The sequence below is a fragment of the Variovorax sp. ISS6 genome (assembly GCF_056523145.1).
In genome coordinates this window covers 600,067-618,794 of sequence record NZ_JAWRZC010000001.1, presented here as the reverse complement: position 1 = coordinate 618,794, position 18,728 = coordinate 600,067, and the positions used below count along the sequence as shown (strand labels likewise).

The 18,728-nt window shown below is 68.2% G+C and carries 13 protein-coding genes; 4 read left to right on the top strand and 9 right to left on the bottom strand.

Annotation, left to right across the window (positions count from 1 at the left end; genetic code table 11):
* Positions 1 to 7: 7 nt before the first annotated feature.
* The 9 genes from AC1HIL_RS02840 to AC1HIL_RS02800 form a co-directional block, all read right to left on the bottom strand.
* Positions 8 to 829, bottom strand: coding sequence for a creatininase family protein (locus AC1HIL_RS02840; RefSeq protein WP_203203336.1), 822 nt, complete (start codon positions 827 to 829; stop codon positions 8 to 10).
* A gap of 103 nt (positions 830 to 932) precedes the next feature.
* Positions 933 to 2,096, bottom strand: a complete 1,164-nt coding sequence (locus AC1HIL_RS02835) for an MFS transporter (protein WP_479671093.1) — start codon at positions 2,094 to 2,096, stop codon at positions 933 to 935.
* A 22-nt stretch (positions 2,097 to 2,118) separates the two neighbouring features.
* On the bottom strand, positions 2,119 to 3,744 hold the full coding sequence (locus tag AC1HIL_RS02830) for an MFS transporter (RefSeq protein ID WP_296732508.1): 1,626 nt from the start codon (positions 3,742 to 3,744) through the stop codon (positions 2,119 to 2,121).
* 45 nt (positions 3,745 to 3,789) lie between these two features.
* On the bottom strand, positions 3,790 to 4,560 hold the full coding sequence (locus tag AC1HIL_RS02825; protein WP_057595865.1) for an amino acid ABC transporter permease: 771 nt from the start codon (positions 4,558 to 4,560) through the stop codon (positions 3,790 to 3,792).
* Between the two features lie 91 nt (positions 4,561 to 4,651).
* Complete coding sequence (locus AC1HIL_RS02820; protein ID WP_479671092.1) at positions 4,652 to 5,422, bottom strand: basic amino acid ABC transporter substrate-binding protein; 771 nt, start codon at positions 5,420 to 5,422, stop codon at positions 4,652 to 4,654.
* 78 nt (positions 5,423 to 5,500) lie between these two features.
* On the bottom strand, positions 5,501 to 5,962 hold the full coding sequence (locus AC1HIL_RS02815) for a hypothetical protein (protein ID WP_479671091.1): 462 nt from the start codon (positions 5,960 to 5,962) through the stop codon (positions 5,501 to 5,503).
* On the bottom strand, positions 5,959 to 8,205 hold the full coding sequence (locus AC1HIL_RS02810) for a hypothetical protein (RefSeq protein WP_479672743.1): 2,247 nt from the start codon (positions 8,203 to 8,205) through the stop codon (positions 5,959 to 5,961). Before AC1HIL_RS02810 ends, AC1HIL_RS02815 begins: the two co-directional genes overlap by 4 nt.
* Positions 8,206 to 8,222: 17 nt before the next feature.
* Entirely contained in the window at positions 8,223 to 10,673 is a 2,451-nt protein-coding gene (locus AC1HIL_RS02805) for a type VI secretion system Vgr family protein (RefSeq protein ID WP_479671088.1), read from the bottom strand.
* Between the two features lie 131 nt (positions 10,674 to 10,804).
* Positions 10,805 to 11,281, bottom strand: coding sequence for an Lrp/AsnC family transcriptional regulator (locus AC1HIL_RS02800; RefSeq protein ID WP_057594358.1), 477 nt, complete (start codon positions 11,279 to 11,281; stop codon positions 10,805 to 10,807).
* A gap of 178 nt (positions 11,282 to 11,459) precedes the next feature.
* Between AC1HIL_RS02800 and AC1HIL_RS02795 the strand changes: the two genes are divergently transcribed.
* The 4 genes from AC1HIL_RS02795 (at position 11,460) to secF (ending at position 18,678) form a co-directional block, all read left to right on the top strand.
* Positions 11,460 to 15,062, top strand: a complete 3,603-nt coding sequence (locus AC1HIL_RS02795) for an indolepyruvate ferredoxin oxidoreductase family protein (protein WP_261212843.1) — start codon at positions 11,460 to 11,462, stop codon at positions 15,060 to 15,062.
* A 331-nt stretch (positions 15,063 to 15,393) separates the two neighbouring features.
* Positions 15,394 to 15,726, top strand: coding sequence for a preprotein translocase subunit YajC (yajC, locus tag AC1HIL_RS02790; protein ID WP_057594360.1), 333 nt, complete (start codon positions 15,394 to 15,396; stop codon positions 15,724 to 15,726).
* A gap of 93 nt (positions 15,727 to 15,819) precedes the next feature.
* The gene (gene secD, locus AC1HIL_RS02785) at positions 15,820 to 17,712 is read left to right on the top strand and encodes a protein translocase subunit SecD (RefSeq protein ID WP_479671087.1); all 1,893 of its coding nucleotides are present in this window, start codon (positions 15,820 to 15,822) and stop codon (positions 17,710 to 17,712) included.
* A 12-nt stretch (positions 17,713 to 17,724) separates the two neighbouring features.
* On the top strand, positions 17,725 to 18,678 hold the full coding sequence (secF, locus tag AC1HIL_RS02780) for a protein translocase subunit SecF (RefSeq protein ID WP_057594362.1): 954 nt from the start codon (positions 17,725 to 17,727) through the stop codon (positions 18,676 to 18,678).
* Positions 18,679 to 18,728: the final 50 nt, after the last annotated feature.

Below are 18,728 nucleotides of genomic sequence, written 5' to 3'. Positions count from 1 at the left end.
CGCGAGCCTAGCGCCAGGCGGGCTCGTTGGCCAGGCGCGACAGCGGGAAGCGGTCGATCTCGTGCAGCAGGTCGACGAAGCGCCGGCCCACGTGGTCGAGCACCGCGGCGCCCTTCTCGGCGGTGGCGCGGGTGGCGTCGCCGGCCGCGCCCATCGGGTTGATGTCGTGCATCTGCCAGCCGAGCTTGCCGCTGGGCGTGATCGAGAGGTACTTGTTCTCGGCCGCGAGGTCCTCGGTCATCGAATGGAAGTTGCGGAACTGGTCGGCGCGCACGTAGTCGGGCGTGAGGTGCAGCATCACCGAGCTCTCGAGGTCGCCGGCGTGGATGCCGTGCTTGCCCTCGTGCGCGGTGAACAGGCCCTCGGGCAGGCCCAGCGTGTACCAGTTGGCGGCCACCACCATCATCCCGTGCGCCTCGCGCAGGTCGCGCGCCACGATGTCCATCACGCTCATCTGGCCGCCGTGGCTGTTGTAGAGCACCAGCTTGCGCACGCCGGCACGCGCCACGCAGGCGCCGATGTCGGTCCACATCGCGATCAGCGTGCTGGCCGAGACCGTGAGCGTGCCCGGGTAGCGCGAGTGCTCGTTGCTCTTGCCGTAGGGCACCGTGGGCAGGAACAGCACCGGCAGGTCGTCGGGCAGGTGGGGGAGCGTGGCGCGCACCATGCCGTCGATGGTGGCGGTGTCGGTCGACATCGGCAGGTGCGGACCGTGCTGCTCGGTGGCGCCCACCGGCAGCACGGCGATCAGCCGTTCGCGGTCGAGGCGGGAGAACTCTTCGCTGGTCAGGTCCGACCAGAAGCGGCTGCGCAGGGTGACCGGGTTCATCGGGGTGGTCCTCGTTCGTGGCGACGGCGCGGATGATGACCTAAATTATCCGAATGGTCAAAAAAAGTCGCGTCAGGGTTTTCCTCGGGCTGCCGCCCCGCGCTCAGGTCGTCGCCACCCCCGCCTTGCGCCACGGCCACGGCAGCAGCAGGCAGGCGCCGACCAGCGTCACCCCGCCGGCCAGCGCGCAGAACACTTCCACGGGGAAGCGCGGCACCACGCTGCCGAGCAGGAACGAGACCGAGAAGATGCCGAGGTTGAGCAGGCTCGCGTGGTACGAGTTGATGGTGCCGCGGTAGCGCTCCGACAGCGCGCTGAGTCGTGCATGGTGCAGCGGCCCCGCGCAGCCGTAGCCGAAGGCCCAGGGCAGGCCGAGCAGCACCAGCTGCGTGGTCGAGCCCACCGGCAGCGCCAGGCCCAGCAGGCCCGCCGCCGCGGCCAGCGCCGCCAGCGGCAGCGCGGCCTCGCCGAGCGCGCGCTGCAGCCGGCCGCTGGCGAGGTTGCCGGCGATCACGGCCAGGCCGAACAGGCCGGCGATCAGGCCGGTGTCGGTCGACGACAGCACCAGCTTGCGCGCCGCCACCTCGGCCACCACCGCGCCGAAGCCCGCCACCCAGCCGAGCCAGAGGTAGCTGACCGCGAGCCGCCGCCGCACGCCGGGCGTGCGCAGCGCCCGCGCGTGGGTGGCGAGGAAGCCCGCGTGCGATGTGGCGGACGGCACGCGCTGCACGAAGGTGCGCGTCACCGCGAGAAAGGCCAGCGCGGCCATCGCCGCCAGCGTGTAGTAGGCCGAGCGCCAGCCCGCGGTGTCGCTCAGCCAGCCGGCCACCACCGGCGTGAGCACGAAGGCCAGCATCAGGCCGACGAACACGTGGCTGAGCCGGCGGCCGATCTGCTCGGGCGGCGATTCGTCGGCCACCAGCGACAGCGCATTGGGCTGGATCAGACCCGCGCACAGTCCGGCCAGCGCCGACAGCACGATCGCCACCGCCAGACTCGGCGCGCTCGGGAGCGCGGCGCTCAGCAGCGCGAAGCCCAGCAGCCCGGCCTGCAGCGGCCGCCGGCGGCCCCAGCGGTCCGACAGCGGCCCGGCGATCAGCGCGAAGGCGCCGTAGGCGAGACCGTAGGCGGCCGGCAGGTAGGCGATGGCGCTCGAGCGCACGCCGAGGTCGGCGCTCATCGCGCCCATCATCGGACCCGCCACCACCTCGGCCGAGCCGATGAGGAACAGGCAGCAGAACAGCGTGGCGACCTGGGTCGTCTTCATGGCGTCAGGGGGCTTGTGTGGATCAGCGGCGCACGACGTAGCGCGTGACCACCGGCGGCGATTCGCCCAGGTGGAAGGCCAGCCGGCGCTCGCGCAGCGCCATGTCGGCGGCGGTCGCGCGGTTGAAGCGGCGCAGGTGCTCGGTCCAGCTCTCGTCGACGATCTGCTCGACGTAGCGGCCCGGCTCGCCGATGTCGTGCAGCAGCTCCCAGCCGATCGCGCCCTGGCTCAGCCGCGCGCGGCGCGTCTGCTGCATCACCAGGTGGAAGGCGGCGGCGCGCGCCGGGTCGATGATGAACTCGACGTGGATCACCACGCGGCCGTTTTCCTGCGGCGCCTCGGTCGGCGGCCCCGAGGCCCAGCCGGCCTTGGCGGGCGTGGTGTCGTCCTCGCCCGAGACGTCGGTGACCCAGCGCAGCGCGGCCAGCATCAGCAGCGTGCCGGTGACCGAGGCCACCACCAGGCTCACCTGCAGGTCGGTGACCGTGGCCACCTGGCCCCACAGCGCGGCGCCGATCGCGCTCGCGCCCATGATCGCCATCTGGTAGGTCGACATGCCGCGCGCGCGCACCCAGTCGGGCAGCGCGAGCTGGGCCGACACCGACAGCGAATTGGCCACCGTGATCCAGGCCATGCCGCCGAAGAACATCGCCGGCACCGCGACCCAGGCGTTGGGCGCGAAGGCCATCACCGCCGTGGCGGCCGACTGCAGCGCGGTGCCGCGCAGCACCAGCTGGTCGCGCCCCAGCGCCTGGCGCAGTCGCGGCAGGAACAGCACCGCCACGATCGCGCCCGAGCCCATGGCCGCCAGCAGCAGGGTGAAGGTGCCGGCACCGCCGCCCTGGAGGTTGCGTGCCAGCAGCGGCAGCAGCGCCAGCAGCGCCGTCGAATGGAAGAAGAAGATCGTGATGCGGCTGAGCACCGCGCGCATGCGCTGCGACTGCCAGACGAACTGCACGCCCACGCGCATCGCGCTGATCAGCCGCTCGCGGCCCAGCGGATTGGGCGTGTGCTCGCGGCGCCAGCGCAGCACCACGAAGCCCGAGGCCACCGACAGCACCGCGTTGAGCGCGAACACCCAGACGCTGCCCGCGCTCGCGATCAGCATGCCGGCCGTGAGCGGGCCGATGATGCGCGAGGCATTCATCGCGATGCCGTTGAGCCCGAGCGCGGCCGGCAGCTGCGGGCGCGGCACCAGCTCGGGCACGATGGCCGAGAACACCGGCCAGCGCAGCGCCAGCCCGATGCCGTTGGCGAAGGTCAGCGCCAAGAGCAGCGGCGCGGTCATCATGTCGAGCGCGATCGCGGCGCACAGCACGATCGCCGTGCCCGCGAGCCAGAACTGCGTGGCCATCAGCCAGCGCCGGCGGTCGAGGATGTCGGCCAGCGCGCCGCTGGGCAGGCCGAGCAGGAACACCGGCAGCGTGGAGGCCGACTGCACCAGCGCGACCCAGATCGGCGAGGTGGTCAGCGAGGTCATCATCCACGCCGCCGCCACGTCGTTCATCCACATGCAGATGTTGGCGATCAGCCAGGTGCTCCACAGCATGCGGAACACCGGCAGCTTCAGCGGCTCGAGCGCGGCGAGCTTGGGCGGCTTCGGCCGCGCGGGCGGGATGGGCGTCTCTTCGGGCGATATCGGGGGCATGTGGGGCTATTGTCGCCGCGAGGCCCCGAGCTGGTCAGTTCGCGGTCAGCCGCGGTCGCTGCGCGCGAGCCGGTGCTCGAGCCGGCGCAGCAGCGTGGTCAGCACCAGCGTCATTACCCAGTAGATCACCGAGATCGCGAGGTAGGGCTCCCAGTAGCGCGCATAGGCGCCGGCCACCGTGCGCGCCGCGTAGGCCAGCTCGGCCAGGCCGATGGCGGAGACCAGGGAGGTGTCCTTCAGCAGCGCGATCGCGTTGTTGCCCAGCGGCGGCAGCATGCGGCGGAAGGCCTGCGGCAGCACCACGTAGCGCATCACCTGCGCCGGGTTGAAGCCCAGCGAGCGGCCGGCGTCGAACTGGCCGCGCGAGATCGACTGGATGCCCGCGCGGAACACCTCGGAGATGTAGGCCGCCGAATTGAGCGTGAGCGCCACCACGCCCGAGATCAGCGCGCCGTGCTCCTGCTTGAGCGTGCGCGCGAGCTCGCCGTCGATCAGCAGGCCGGACGTGGGGTGGATGAACACCGGCATCACCGCGAAGTGGATCAAGAGGATCTGCACGAACAGCGGCGTGCCGCGGAAGAAGCTCACGTACACCGTGGCCGGCCAGCGCAGGAAGAAGCGCGCCACCCAGGTCCAGGGCGCATGCCGCGGCTGCGCCAGCCGCGCCAGCGCCAGGCACAGGCCCCAGCTCGCGCCCAGCAGCACGCAGACCACCGTCATGCGCAACGTCATCCAGGCGCCCTGCCAGAACAGGTCCTTGTATTCGACCAGGATGTCCCAGCGGAACCATCCGAACAGCAACACCGGTTGTTCCATGGCGGCTTCCTTCAATGCAGAGAAACGAACGAAAAGAAAAACGAAACGGCCGCGAAGCGCGGCCGTGGGAGCAGAACGGGGGCCGTGCGGCTCAGCGCACGCTCGGGTCCTTGTTGAACCACTTCTTGTAGATCGTCACGTAGCTGCCGTCGGCGCGGATCGCCGCCAGGCCGGCCGAGAGCTTGTCGAGCAGCGCCTTGTCGCCCTTCTTCACCACGATGCCGAAGCCTTCCTCGGGGAAGGACTTGTCGTCGACGGTCTTCAGCTCGGGGTTCTGCGACACGCGGTAGGCGATCACGCCGTTGTCGCCCATCGCCGCGTCGACGCCACCGCCGGCCAGCTCGGAGATGATCAGCGGCGTGCTCTCGAAGCGGCGGATGTTCGGGCTGGTCTTGCCGAACTCGCGCGACGCGATGTCGTCGGCCGTCGAGGCGCTCACCACCGCGATCTTCTTGCCCGTGAGGTCCTTGAGCGAGGCGACCGTGCTGTTCTTCGGCAGCGCGATCAGTTGGCGCGCCGCGAAGTAGGGCGGCGTGAAGTCGTAGCTCTGCTTGCGCTTCTCGTTGATCGTCACGCCCGAGATCACGAGGTCCACGTCGCCGTTGTTGAGCGCGCCGAAGATGCCCGTGAACGGCGTGTTCACGATCTTGATCTTCAGGCCCTGCTGCCTGGCGATCGCGTTGATGATGTCGATGTCGAAACCGACGATCTGCTTGTCCTTGTTCTCGAACGCGAACGGCGCATAGGTGGCGCTGGACGCCACGGTCAGTTCGCGGTTCTGCGCCTGGACGGGCGCCAGGGCGCCGAAAGCCATCACAGCGGCGGCAAAGCCAAGCGCCAGGGCGCGGCGGGTGGGGGTCATGCGGGGTCCTTGGGTGCCGGGGGGCGGGTTTTGGGGTGGGCGAGGATTTTAGGCTGGCGGCGCCTGGGCGCGGCTTCTCTACTGTTCGGAGGCGGTACAGGCTCTCCAACGACCCCCTTCCGTCCCGACACGGCAAGCATCGAGCTCGTACTTTTGCGATGACTTCTTGTAGCTGAACCGCCGCGAGAAGCGGTAGTCACCGGAACTCGACAGGACGACGATTCCATAGCGCCCGTGCGAAGCGATCGAACGGTCCACGTGGAAGTCTGTCAAGGCGCCCAGGTCACCGGAGAGGCAGTAGCCGTCTGGGCGCTTCAAGTAGAGCGTTGCTTGCAGATTCTTGGCACCGATGTACTCGGTGGCGAGATAGGCCGATTCCCGTTGCGCGGAGATTCGAAACCTGGTGATCTTCACCTCGCCGGGAGCGTCGAACGGAATGTCTTCCCTTCCCGGGAGCGAGGGGAAACATTCATCCTTGGCGCCTGCGAAGGCTGCGTTGCAGAAAAGGAGCCCGCTTAGGGCCAGGGGGAGGCGGGTCATCTTTGCGGTGTGAAGTTGACCGAGACGGTCATCGAGTCGTTCGATATCTGCGTGCCGACGATCTTGCGCAGGGAGCGGCCGTTCACGACGCTGCTTTCCCTGTCGAACTCCATCTTCGGGAACGAGACCGTTTCCGTGGCCGTACTTCGGGCATAGTCAATATCGTCGAGCATGCGCGCGATGAAGATCGCATGGACATGCCTATGGTCATAGTGATTCCCTCCGCCATTGATCCAGAGGCACAGCTTTCCGATGGAATCCGTCGACCAGCCGGTGTCGGCGATGCGCGAAAGATTGATGCTCGATGTCTTGCGCGGCTCCAGGTAGGTCTTGGAGACCCAATAGAAACCCGATGAGTTTCCTGCGTGGTACGGATCGGTGGCAATCAGTTCCAGATTGAACGGGCCGGCAGCGCGCGCGCTCAGTTTCGTGAAGTCGGCATAGGCGTCGTACTTGTCTTTCCAGGTGATCTGGATGAGGCCTCGGCCAATGTAGGGGGCGTAGCGCGCGTGGTCCGCGCCCGCTTCGCGCGTCAGGCGCAGGTAGCCTGTTTCGGCCCAGACCTGGGCCAGAAGGTGCGTCATCCGCAGCGCGCTGTCCAGGCCGAACTTCCTGGCCATGGCGTTGATCGCCACGCACCAGGTGTCGACCCGTGTCCGGGCCGTGGCGAGAGGAATGCCCCCTGCGGGCGAAACCCGGGGGATGCACTGAACCATCTCCCCGCGGCTGAGCCATCCACATTTGCGCATGTGCGAGATGAAGGTGCGTGGATGGAAGTGCCAGACCGCATCGACATATTCGGAGGGCAGATCGTCGAAGCTGATGGCTTCGGCATGGGCCTTGAACTCGTCCCACTCCTTTCCGCTTTCCACTCGAAACTCCTCATCCACCTGGAGCCACTCGTAGCGCCTGGCGATGGTTCGCCGATCCCATTCGGTGGGAAACCTGCAGATGGCACGAGAGAGCTTTTCGCGGATGTCGTGCTGGCCCAGTCGGCGCGCAAGCGCCTCGCGCTCGCGGATGCGCTCGGGTGTCGAGGGGTCGCGCAGCAGGCTTTTCAGATGCGAGGAGTCGCACCGCTGGTTGTCCTCGCTCGTGTCGTCGTCGAAACATTGCCAGCCGCGGTATCCAGGAAAGTCCGCATCGCTGAACTTGAAGGTGCCCGCGGCATTGAGATCGACCCAGACCGTGCCGTCGGCCGTGGGAATCTTCTGCCAGTTCGCCGCATTGGAGGGCAGTGCATCGGGCCCCAGATTGCGCCCGAAGCGCAGGAGCTCGTACCAGCCGCTCGGACTGCTGCCGGCGCGAACCGCCGCCCCGAGGCTGTCATGCCTCGCACAGGCTTCGGTGTACAGGTCGTACTCGAAGCCTTGGACGATGTGAGCGCTTCCGATGGGCTCTCCTGCATGGGGACCGTTCGCGAGATAGCTCCGGTATGTGGTGTTGCCTCTCTTGTGAAGGATCTCCACCCATTGAGCCCTGCGCAAGGTGTCTGGAGGAAAGTGGTCCGTGGCTGCGCTCGAGCCGCCTCTGGATGCATTGCCTTCTCTCAGATGCGAGATGGGGGAACTGCTTCGGGTGGGCGTTCCAGCCGGCAGGTAGATGTGGAGGCTTCCGAACACGCTGTCGATGCGGCCATCGGCGGTTGGCGCTCGCGATGGGGCGGTCCAGGTGCATTCGCGTGCGCTGCCCAACAGCGTGCGCAGGTGGGTGGGGCTCAGACAGATCTCGAAATGAAGGTGATCCTCGCGGCCCAGAATTCGCCCGGCGATGCCAATGGGATCCTTGCGCCAGACGGAGCCTCCTTCCGTCACCGTGGCAGCGATGCCGCACAAGTGCATGTAGACGCTGTAGTAGGTCAGGCGCGTGGGCACATGGGCGGTTGCTCCGATCTCGGTGCTGTGACGCAGGATGAGGATGCCGTTGTCGGTCCAGGCCGGCTCGATCCCGTAGGGGTTGTAGTTCTGTGGATCGTCGGCTACCGCGTTCGAAGCGCGTGGCTCGCGCTTGAAGATGACAGTGCCATCGGCAATGGCACGAACAGGCGCGGCGCGATTCTGGGCGTCTCGGGGTGCGCGCAGGTGCAGGCCGTTGTGCCAGGTCAGCGCCGTCGTCAAGGGGTATGAGCCCAGTGGCGCACCGCCGGAGCCGGGGGCGATGTCCGCGCCATCCGGCATGGCCGCGGCGACGAAGGCCTCGTCATCGGCAAGCGGCTCAGGCAGGAACGGAGGGCTGATCAGCATGCTCGCTTTCTCGAGGCTCAAGCCGACGGGGAAAAGCGGTGAGATGACCCGGCGTCCTTGCCGTGAAAGCGACCTCGCGCGAACGTCGGGAAACTGGGCGGCCTCTGCATCGGCCCCACCTGCGCATGCATCGCCGCATGCTCCTGCCAGGTGCCGGCGGTGCCATGCACGATCCCCTGCGCGCTCCATTCGGTGTAGCTGCCGCCGCCGATGATCACGACCTTCTTGCGGGCGCTGATGTGGAGCTCGCCGTCGATGCTCCGGATTCGCACGTCCTTGTGCGCGAGCAGCACCAGCTCGTCCGCATGGGCTTCGATGTCGATCGGCCCTTTGGCGGCGATGAAGCGGATGCCGTGCCGCTGCGTGAAGGCGCGGATGCCCTCGGCGGCGCTGGCGAGCCAGCGTCTGGCGCTGCTGAAGCCGAGATGGCCGCTGCTCGTGAAGGCCGCGTGGGTCTTGGCGTGCAGGTGCAGCGGACCGGTCGTGGAGGCCGCGATGCCGGCGGGGCTCGCGAGCACCAGGTGCGGCGCTTCCAGTTCGGGGAATGGATCGCCCGTGCCGGCGATGGCCGTGTTCTGCCTTGCGAGCGCCTGCTGCACTTCGTCCTGGTCGATGCCGGCCTCCTGCGCGCGGTGCAGCCTGGCGGCTTCCGCGAGCATGTCGTGCTGGTCCTGCGCACGGGCCAGCCGCGCGGTGGTCTCGCCCATGTCGAGCGCATGGTTCGCCGCGTTCGGCCGGGCCTCGGTGGTGATCAGCATCCCCCGTGCCGCCCTCAGCACCCCGTGCCCGTCGGTGCGCAGCTCGAAGCCCTCGCCGCGCTCCTCCTTGCGTCCCGCATGGTCCTCGATGCGCGCGAAGCGCCCCAGGCTCAGCACGCTGCACTGGTGGTCGCTCCTGAGCTGCGCCTGGATGCGATCGGGCGTGTCGTCGAGCACCAGGTGGTTGCTGCGTCCCGCCGCCGCATTGCCGCCGCCCTCGGTCAGCTCCCGGCTCCTGAACCCGCTGAGCGCGGCCTGCTGCGGCAAGGCCCAGGGCGGCAGGTTGTCCCGGTCATGCACCCGCCCCGTGCAGATCGGCAGGTCGGCATCGCCGCCGATGAAGCTCACGATCACTTCCTGGCCGATGCGCGGCAGCCAGGCGCCGCCGAGCTGGTTGCCCGCCCAGGGCGCGCTCACGCGCAGCCAGCAGCTGCCGTGGGCGTCGTGGGTGCCCTCGCGGTCCCAGGGGAACCGCACCTTGATGCGGCCCAGGGCATCGGTCCAGAGGTTCCGGCCCGCGGGGCCGACGACTCTTGCGACCTGCGGGCCGACGGCCACGGGCTTGGGCCGCACGAGCGCGGGGCGCAGCGGTTCGGCCAGCGGGTGGGCGGTGAAGTCGAGATTCATGCGCCAGTGCGCGCGGCGGTTGCTGTCGGCGCCGACCTCCTCGATCAGCAAGCGGGTGTCGAGCGCGAGGTACTCGGTGGCCCCGACCTCCTGGCGCGGGTGGCCGTGCAGGCGGAAGGTGTGTCCAGGGGCCAGGCCCCGCAGAGGTCCGCTGCCCCGCGCGCGCACCGCCTCGGCGCGCAGGGCCTGCAGGCGAAGCAGCGCCAGCTGGCGGCCCTCGGCGAAAGGATCGTTCGCGGCGTCCTCGAAGCCCCCGCGCCCGGCCCGAGGCTGCGCCCAGTGGCTGCCGCCGACCGGGTCGTGCCAGCTGTAGACCTCGGCCCGTGAATCGCCCTGGCCGACGGAAAGGTCGGCCCGCGGCCGCATGTAGTCGTACTCCCGGCTCGCATACCGCCCGCTGGCGATCCGGTGCATGGGCACGAAGCCGTGGACGTACTCCGCATCGAGCTTCCAGCCCGGCGGATGAAAGTCCAGGTCGCGGTAGCGCCCGGCAGCAGGGTGGAAAGCCCCGGTCCCATCGCCGAGCACCAGCCGGTGCGCCCCGTCCGCATGCTCGAAGTGATAGCCGATGCCCCATTCCTGGCACAGGCGCTCGAAGAAGGCGAAGTCGCTCTCGTTGAACTGGGTCTGGTAGTCGCGCGGCGGATAGTGCTCGGCCAGGCGCCAGCGCACGGGAAAGGGATAGCGCGCGAGCAGGGCCTCGAGGATCTGCACGACCGTCAGGTCCTGGAAGATCCTGCAGTCGGTGCGCAGTTCGGCCAGGTGCAACCAGGGCCGCAGTGTCAGCAGGTATTGGGCGTGGCGGCCCGCCTCGCCGAGAAAGGCCGCCTCGGTGACGAGCGCGTTGATCTCGCGCGCGCCGTCCGCACCATCGTCGAGTGCGATGCGGCAGTGGATCTCGCGGCCGATGAAGGCATCGAGGTCGAGGTTCGCATCGTCGGGCGACTCGAGCAGCAGTTCGTAGCAGAACAGCGCATCGAGCCCCTCGCGGCCCGACAGCCGCACGGCCCGCAGCGCGGGCTGGCCATCGACAAGGGGAAGCGCCGGTCCGGAGACCGACAAGGTGCGCGGCAGATTCGACATCGGCGTGACCTCCAGAGAAACGAGGTCGCGCAGTGTGCAAGCGCCATCGCGTTGGCACTGCAAACAATGGTCATCCCCGCAAGCGAGCGCTCACAAAAGCGCCGCGGGGCGGAGAAAAGTCATGGCCGCCGCTACTTCGCCAGGTGCCCCAGCGGCAGCGCGCTGCTCGCCTTCACCTCGCCGAGCGAGAAGCTGGTGTGCAGGTCCTTCACGTTCGGCAGGTTCATCAGGTGCTGCCGCGCGAAGGCGGAGAAACCGTCGAGGTCGCGCGCCACCACCTGCAGCTCGAAGGTGCCCGTGCCGCTGATGTAGTGGCAGGCCACGACCTCGGGCATCTTGCGGATGGCGTCCTCGAGCTTGCGGGTAGCTTCGTTGGTGACGCGCTCGGTGTCGACGCGCACGAAAGCGAGCACGCCCAGCCCGATCTTGTGCCGGTCGATCTCGGCGCGGTAGCCCTTGATGAAGCCGGCCTCTTCCAGCGCGCGCACGCGGCGCCAGCAGGGCGCTGCCGACAGGCCCACGCGCTGCGCAAGCTCGGCGTTGGTGAGGCGGCCGTCGGTCTGCAGTTCTTGCAGGATGGCAAGGTCGAACTTGTCAATGCTTTCCATAAGCCTCGATATTAAGCAATCTTCTTTCTGGAAGTGGCTTTTTGGGGGCATGGAAAGCAAACACCTGTCGCGGACCCCGGCATACACTTTGCGTGATCATGGGCTCGCGCCCGACCGGGCACAGACCCGCACCTATCAGCCAGGCCCACAAGGCCCTGCCACCACGGAGACGACAGACATGAATGCCCCGCTGCCCGAGCACATCCGCCGCGCGCTAGAAACCGTCACGCTCGACGACAAATACAGCCTCGACTACGGGCGCGCATTCATGAGCGGGGTCCAGGCCCTGGTCAAGCTGCCGATGCTGCAGCGCCTGCGCGACAAGCAGGTCGGCAAGAACACGGCCGGCTTCATCAGCGGCTACCGCGGCTCGCCGCTCGGCGGCTACGACCAGGCGCTGTGGAAGGCCAGCAAGTTCCTCAAGGAACAGAACATCGTCTTCCAGCCCGGCGTGAACGAGGAACTCGCGGCCACCGCGCTGTGGGGCACCCAGCAGCTGGGCTTCTCGCCGCAGGGCACCAACAAGTTCGATGGCGTCTTCGGCATCTGGTACGGCAAGGGCCCGGGCGTGGACCGCTGCTCCGACGTCTTCAAGCACGCCAACATGGCGGGCACCACCGCCTGGGGCGGCGTGATCGCGGTGGCCGGCGATGACCACATCTCCAAGAGCAGCACGGCAGCGCACCAGAGCGACCACATCTTCAAGGCCTGCGGCACGCCGGTGTTCTTCCCGGCCAACGTGCAGGAAATCCTCGACCTCGGCATCCACGCCTTCGCGCTGAGCCGTTTCTCGGGCGTGTGGTCGGGCATGAAGACGATCCAGGAGATCGTCGAGTCGAGCGCCACGGCCATGATCGACCCCGAGCGCGTCGACATCGTGATCCCGACCGACTTCGAGATGCCGCCCGGCGGCCTGCACATCCGCTGGCCCGACCATGCGCTGGAGCAGGAAGCCCGGCTCATGCACTACAAGTGGTATGCCGCGCTGGCCTACATCCGCGCCAACCGCCTCAACCACAACGTGATCGAGGGTCCGAACGACCGCTTCGGCATCATGGCCAGCGGCAAGGCCTACAACGACACCCGCCAGGCCCTGATCGACCTGGGCCTGGACGACGCGGCCTGCCGCCAGCTCGGCATCCGGCTGCACAAGGTGGGCGTGGTGTGGCCGCTCGAGGCGCAGCTCACGCGCGAGTTCGCCACCGGCCTGCAGGAGATCCTGGTGGTCGAGGAGAAGCGCCAGGTCATCGAATACCAGCTCAAGGAAGAGCTCTACAACTGGCGCTCCGACGTGCGGCCCAACGTGGTCGGCAAGTTCGACGAGGGCGAGGTGCACGCGGCCGAGGGCTACTCGGGCGGCGAATGGTCGATGCCCAACCCGACCGCCCACACGCTGCTGCGCGCCAACGCCGACCTGAACCCGGCGCTGATCGCCAAGGCCATCGCCGGGCGCCTCAAGAAGACGGGCCTGCTGCCCGCCGGCTCCGACATGGCGGCGCGCATCGACGCGCAGCTCGCGATCCTCGAGGCCAAGGAACGCTCGATGCAGGTGATCCAGGCCGAGGGCGTGAAGGACGCGCGTCAGCCCTGGTTCTGCTCGGGCTGCCCGCACAACACCAGCACCGTCGTGCCCGAGGGCTCGCGCGCCATGGGCGGCATCGGCTGCCACTTCATGGCGACCTGGATGGACCGCTCCACCATCGGCTTCACGCAGATGGGCGGCGAGGGCGTGCCGTGGGTGGGCCAGCAGCCGTTCACGACCGACCAGCACATCTTCGCCAACCTCGGCGACGGCACCTACTTCCACAGCGGCCTGCTGGCGATCCGCCAGAGCATCGCGGCCGGCGTGAACATCACCTACAAGATCCTCTACAACGACGCCGTCGCGATGACCGGCGGCCAGACCGTGGGCGAGCGCCCCGAGGGCCACTCGGTGCTGCAGATCGCCGAGAGCCTGCACGCCGAGGGCGCGAAGAAGGTCGTGATCGTGACCGACGAGCCCGAGAAGTACGAGGGCGTCAGCATCCCGGGCGACCACGTGCAGGTCAAGCACCGCGACCTGCTCGACGAGATCCAGCGCGAGTTCCGCGCGATGCCCGGCACCACGGCCATCATCTACGACCAGACCTGCGCCACCGAGAAGCGCCGCCGCCGCAAGCGGGGCACGGCCGTCGACCCGGCCAAGCGCGTGGTCATCAACGAGCTGGTCTGCGAAGGCTGCGGCGACTGCGGCGTGCAGAGCAACTGCCTGAGCGTGGAGCCGCTGGAGACCGAGTTCGGCCGCAAGCGCGCGATCAACCAGAGCACCTGCAACAAGGACATGAGCTGCCTGAAGGGCTTCTGCCCGAGCTTCGTCAGCGTCGAGGGCGGCCAGCTCAAGAAGAAGGCGAAGAACAAGGCGGCCACGCCGGCCGAGTTCGGCCTGCTGCCCGAGCCCGCGATCCCGTCGCTGGACGGCGGCAAGGTCTGGGGCGTGGTGGTGGCCGGTGTCGGCGGCACCGGCGTGATCACCATCGGCCAGCTGCTGGGCATGGCCGCGCACATCGAGGCCAAGGGCATCGTCACGCAGGACGCGGCCGGCCTGGCGCAGAAGGGCGGCGCCACCTGGAGCCACGTGCTGATCGGCGACACCCAGGGCGACATCCGCACCACCCGCGTGGGCACTGCGGCGGCCGACCTGATCCTGGCCTGCGACCCGCTGGTGTCGGTGAACGGCGAGACCATGGCGCGCATGCGCGAGGGCCGCACCCACGTGGCGCTCAACACGCACAGCACGCCCACCGCGGCCTTCGTGCGCAACGCCAACTGGCAGAACCCCGAGGACGCCTGTGCCGCCGAGATCGCGCGCGCCGTGGGCGCCGAGGGCGTGGGCGCCTTCGATGCCGACGCGGCCGCGACCGCGCTGATGGGCGACACCATCTACGTCAACCCGATGATCCTGGGCTACGCCTGGCAGAAGGGCTGGATCCCGCTGGCGCACGAGTCGCTGATGCGCGCGATCGAGCTCAATGCCGTGGCGATCGACAACAACAAGGCCGCCTTCGAATGGGGCCGCCAGGCCGCCGTGCGGCCCGACGAGCTGCAAAAGCGCGTGCGTCCCGGCCAGGTGATCGAGTTCAAGAAGCGCGAGAGCGTCGACAGCCTGGTGGCGCGCCGCGTCGAGTTCCTGACCGGCTACCAGAACGCGGCCTATGCCGACGAGTACCGCCGCTTCGTCGCCAAGGTGCAGCAGGCCGAGACCAGCCTGACCGGCAAGAGCTCGCTGACCGAGGCGGTCGCGCGCTACCTGTTCAAGCTCATGGCCTACAAGGACGAGTACGAGGTCGCGCGGCTGCACACCGACCGCGCCTTCCTCGAGCGCATCGAGGGCATGTTCGAGGGCGACTTCAAGCTCAACTACCACCTCGCGCCGCCGCTGATCGCGAAGAAGAACGCCAAGGGCCAGCTCGTGAAGCAGAAGTTCGGCCCCTCGATGCTGACGGGCTTCAGGCTGCTGGCGAAGCTCAAGGGCCTGCGCGGCACCGCCTTCGACGTGTTCGGCCGCACCGAGGAGCGCAAGACCGAGCGTGCGCTGATCGGCGAGTACCGCGCGAGCATCGACGAGGTGATCGGTGCGCTGCGCGCCGACAACCATGCGCTGGCGCTCGAGATCGCCACGCTGCCCGAGCAGATCCGCGGCTACGGCCACGTGAAGGAGCGCAACCTCGAGGCCGCGCGCATCCGCTGGAACGAGCTGCTGGCCAGGTGGCGCCAGCCCCGGGCCGAGCGCGCCGCGGCCTGAGCGCGCGCCCGCCGGCGCGGGCCCGCGCCAGCGGGTCCGGCGCCGAAACGGTGCTGTCACAGGCACCGCTTAGGATCGATGCTATCCAAAACATAGCAATCCAGGAGCGCCTCCCCCACTTCGAATGCCCACCGCCTCGCGCCGGATAAGCGCGCGGGGCGGCGCTTCGCCACGAATACAATGCCCGGTGCTGTGCGCGGCCCCCGTCCGCCGAGCTTCGATTTGCGGCCCGTGCCCGTGGACCCCTGGCCCGTTGAAGGCCCTGGTGTCGCCAGACCCCGAGCGCGGCTCGCGCCGGCGCCCTTACCTCTTCCCTCTGTTGGAGACTTCCTTGTTCATTTCTACTGCTTTCGCCCAGACCGCCGCTCCCGCTGCCGGAGGCGGCGACATGATGTCCTCGCTGGGCAGCATGCTCCCCCTGGTGCTCATGTTCGTGGTGCTGTATTTCGTCATGATCCGCCCGCAGATGAAGCGCCAGAAGGAAGCCCGCGCCATGATCGAGGCGCTGGTCAAGGGCGACGAAGTCGCCACCGCCGGCGGCGTGCTCGGCAAGATCACCTCGGTCGGCGACCAGTACCTGGGCCTCGAGATCGCCAACGGCGTCGAGATCAAGGTGCAGCGCAGCTCGGTGGTGCAGGTGCTGCCCAAGGGCGCCGTCAAATAAGAAAGAAAAGCGTGGCCCGGTCTTGCGCTTCGTCGCCCCGGACCTCAAGTCACGCCGTGTCCCGTTCCTGCCGTCTCTGAAAAGCGCGATCTCATGAACCGTTACCCGGTCTGGAAGTACGCGATCATCGTGATCGTGCTGCTCGTGGGGCTGATCTATGCCCTGCCCAATTTCTTCGGCGAGGCGCCTGCGGTGCAGGTCTCGTCGGCCAAGTCGACCGTCAAGGTCGACGCCGCCACCCAGACCCGCGTCGAGGAGGCCCTGAAGGCGGGCAACCTCGTGCCCGATCTGATCACGCTCGACGGCGGTTCGCTGCGCGCGCGCTTCGCCAGCCCCGACGAGCAGCTCAAGGCGCGCGACCTGATCCAGCACGCGCTGGTGCCCGACACGAACGACCCGCCGTACACGGTGGCGTTGAACCTGGTGTCGCGCTCGCCCAAGTGGCTCACCGCGCTGCATGCCTTCCCGATGTACCTGGGGCTCGACCTGCGCGGCGGCGTCGACTTCCTGCTGCAGGTCGACATGAAGGGCGCCATCGACAAGAAGGCCGAGTCCTTCGCGAGCGACCTGCGCACCAACTTCCGCTCGAAGGACATCCGCGGCACCCAGGTGAGCCGCAACGGCCAGGCCGTCGAGGTGACCTTCCGCGACGCCGCGGCGCTGGAAAAGGCCAAGCAGCTGATCCAGGACCAGTTCCCCGACCTCACGACCACCGACGGTCCGGACGGCAGCAACTGGCGCCTCGTCGCCACCATCAAGCCCGAGGCCGCGCGCCGCCTGCAGGACGCCGCGCTCAAGCAGAACATCACCACGCTGCACAACCGGATCAACGAACTCGGCGTGGCCGAACCCGTGATCCAGCAGCAGGGCATCGACCGCATCGTCGTGCAGCTGCCGGGCGTGCAGGACACGGCCAAGGCCAAGGAAATCCTCGGCCGCACCGCCACCCTCGAGATGCGCCTGGTCGACGAATCGTCCGAAGGCCGCGCGGCCGAGCTCAGCGGCGGGCCGGTGCCCTTCGGCTCCGAGAAGTTCTTCGACCGCGCGGGCCGCCCGGTGATCGTCAAGAAGCAGGTGCTGGTCACCGGCGAGAACCTCACCGACGCGCAGCCCGGCTTCGACCAGCAGAGCAACCAGCCCAAGGTCGACCTGACGATGGACGCCAAGGGCGGCAACATCATGCGCGACGTCAGCCGCGAGAACTACAAGAAGCGCATGGCGATGATGATCTTCGAGAAGGGCAAGGGCGAAGTGCTCACGGCTCCCTCGATCAACGGCGAGCTGGGCAACCGCTTCCAGGTCTCGGGCTCGATGAGCGTGACCGAGGCCAACGACCTCGCGCTGCTGCTGCGCGCCGGCTCGCTGGCCGCGCCGATGGAAATCATCCAGGAACGCACCATCGGCCCGACGCTGGGCGCCGACAACATCGACAAGGGCATCAAGTCCGTGATGTACGGCTTCCTGGCGATCATGGTCTTCATGTGCGTGTACTACGCGCTGTTCGGCCTGTTCTCGTCGATCGCGCTGGCGGTCAACCTGCTGCTGCTGGTGGCGCTGCTGTCGATGATCCAGGCCACGCTCACGCTGCCCGGCATCGCGGCCATGGCGCTCGCGATCGGCGTGGCGATCGACTCCAACGTGCTGATCAACGAACGCGTGCGCGAGGAGCTGCGCAACGGCGCCTCGCCGCAGGCGGCCATCCACGCCGGCTACGACCGCGCCTGGGGCACCATCCTCGACTCCAACGTGACCACGCTGATCGCGGGTATCGCGCTGCTGGCCTTCGGCTCGGGTCCGGTGCGCGGCTTCGCGGTGGTGCACTGCCTGGGCATCGTGACCTCGATGTTCTCGGCCGTGTTCTTCTCGCGCGGCATCGTGAACTTCTGGTACGGCGGCAAGAAGAAGCTCAAGAGCGTGTCGATCGGCACCGTCTGGCGCCCCAAGACCGATACCGCCGACGGCACGTCCGTGGCCCAAGCCAAGTAAGGAAAGAAGGCCATGGAGTTCTTCCGCATCCACCGCACCATTCCGTTCATGCGCCATGCCCTGGTGCTGAACATCATCTCCTTCGCGACCTTCGCGCTGGCGGTGTTCTTCCTGATGCACCGCGGCCTGCACCTGTCGGTCGAGTTCACCGGCGGCACCGTGATGGAGGTGGCCTATTCGCAGCCCGCCGACGTCGGCAAGATCCGCGACGCCGTGAGCAAGCTCGGCTACCAGGAAGTGCTGGTGCAGAACTACGGCAGCTCGCGCGACGTGCAGATCCGCCTGCCGGCGCGCCAGGGCATGAGCGCCGAGCAGCAGAGCGTGCCGGTGATGGCCGCGCTCAAGGCGATCGACCCTTCCGCCACGCAGCGCGGCATCGAGTTCGTCGGCCCGCAGGTGGGCGAGGAGCTCACCACCAACGGCCTGAAGGCGCTGGGCATGGTGGTGGTCGGGATCATGATCTACCTGGCGTTCCGCTTCGAATGGAAGTTCGCGCTCGCCACCGTGCTGGCCAACCTGCACGACGTGGTGATCATCCTGGGCTTCTTCGCCTTCTTCCAGTGGGAGTTCTCGCTCGCCGTGCTGGCGGCGGTGCTGGCGGTGCTGGGCTACTCGGTGAACGAATCGGTCGTGATCTTCGACCGGATCCGCGAGAACTTCCGGCGCTACCGGAAGATGACGACCACCGAGATCATCGACAACGCGATCACCTCGACCATCAGCCGGACCATCATCACCCACGGCTCCACGCAGCTCGTGGTGCTGTCGATGTTCTTCTTCGGCGGCCCGACGCTGCACTACTTCGCGCTGGCGCTCACCATCGGCATCTGCTTCGGCATCTATTCGTCGTGCTTCGTAGCGGCCGCCATTGCGATGTGGCTCGGCATCAAGCGCGAGGACCTGATCAAGGGCCCGATCAAGCGCGAAGGCGATCCGGACGATCCGAACGCCGGCGCGGTGGTCTGAAGCGGCGCCCCTGCGGCGTGCGCTGGGCAAGGTAAAGTCGGGCCCGTCCT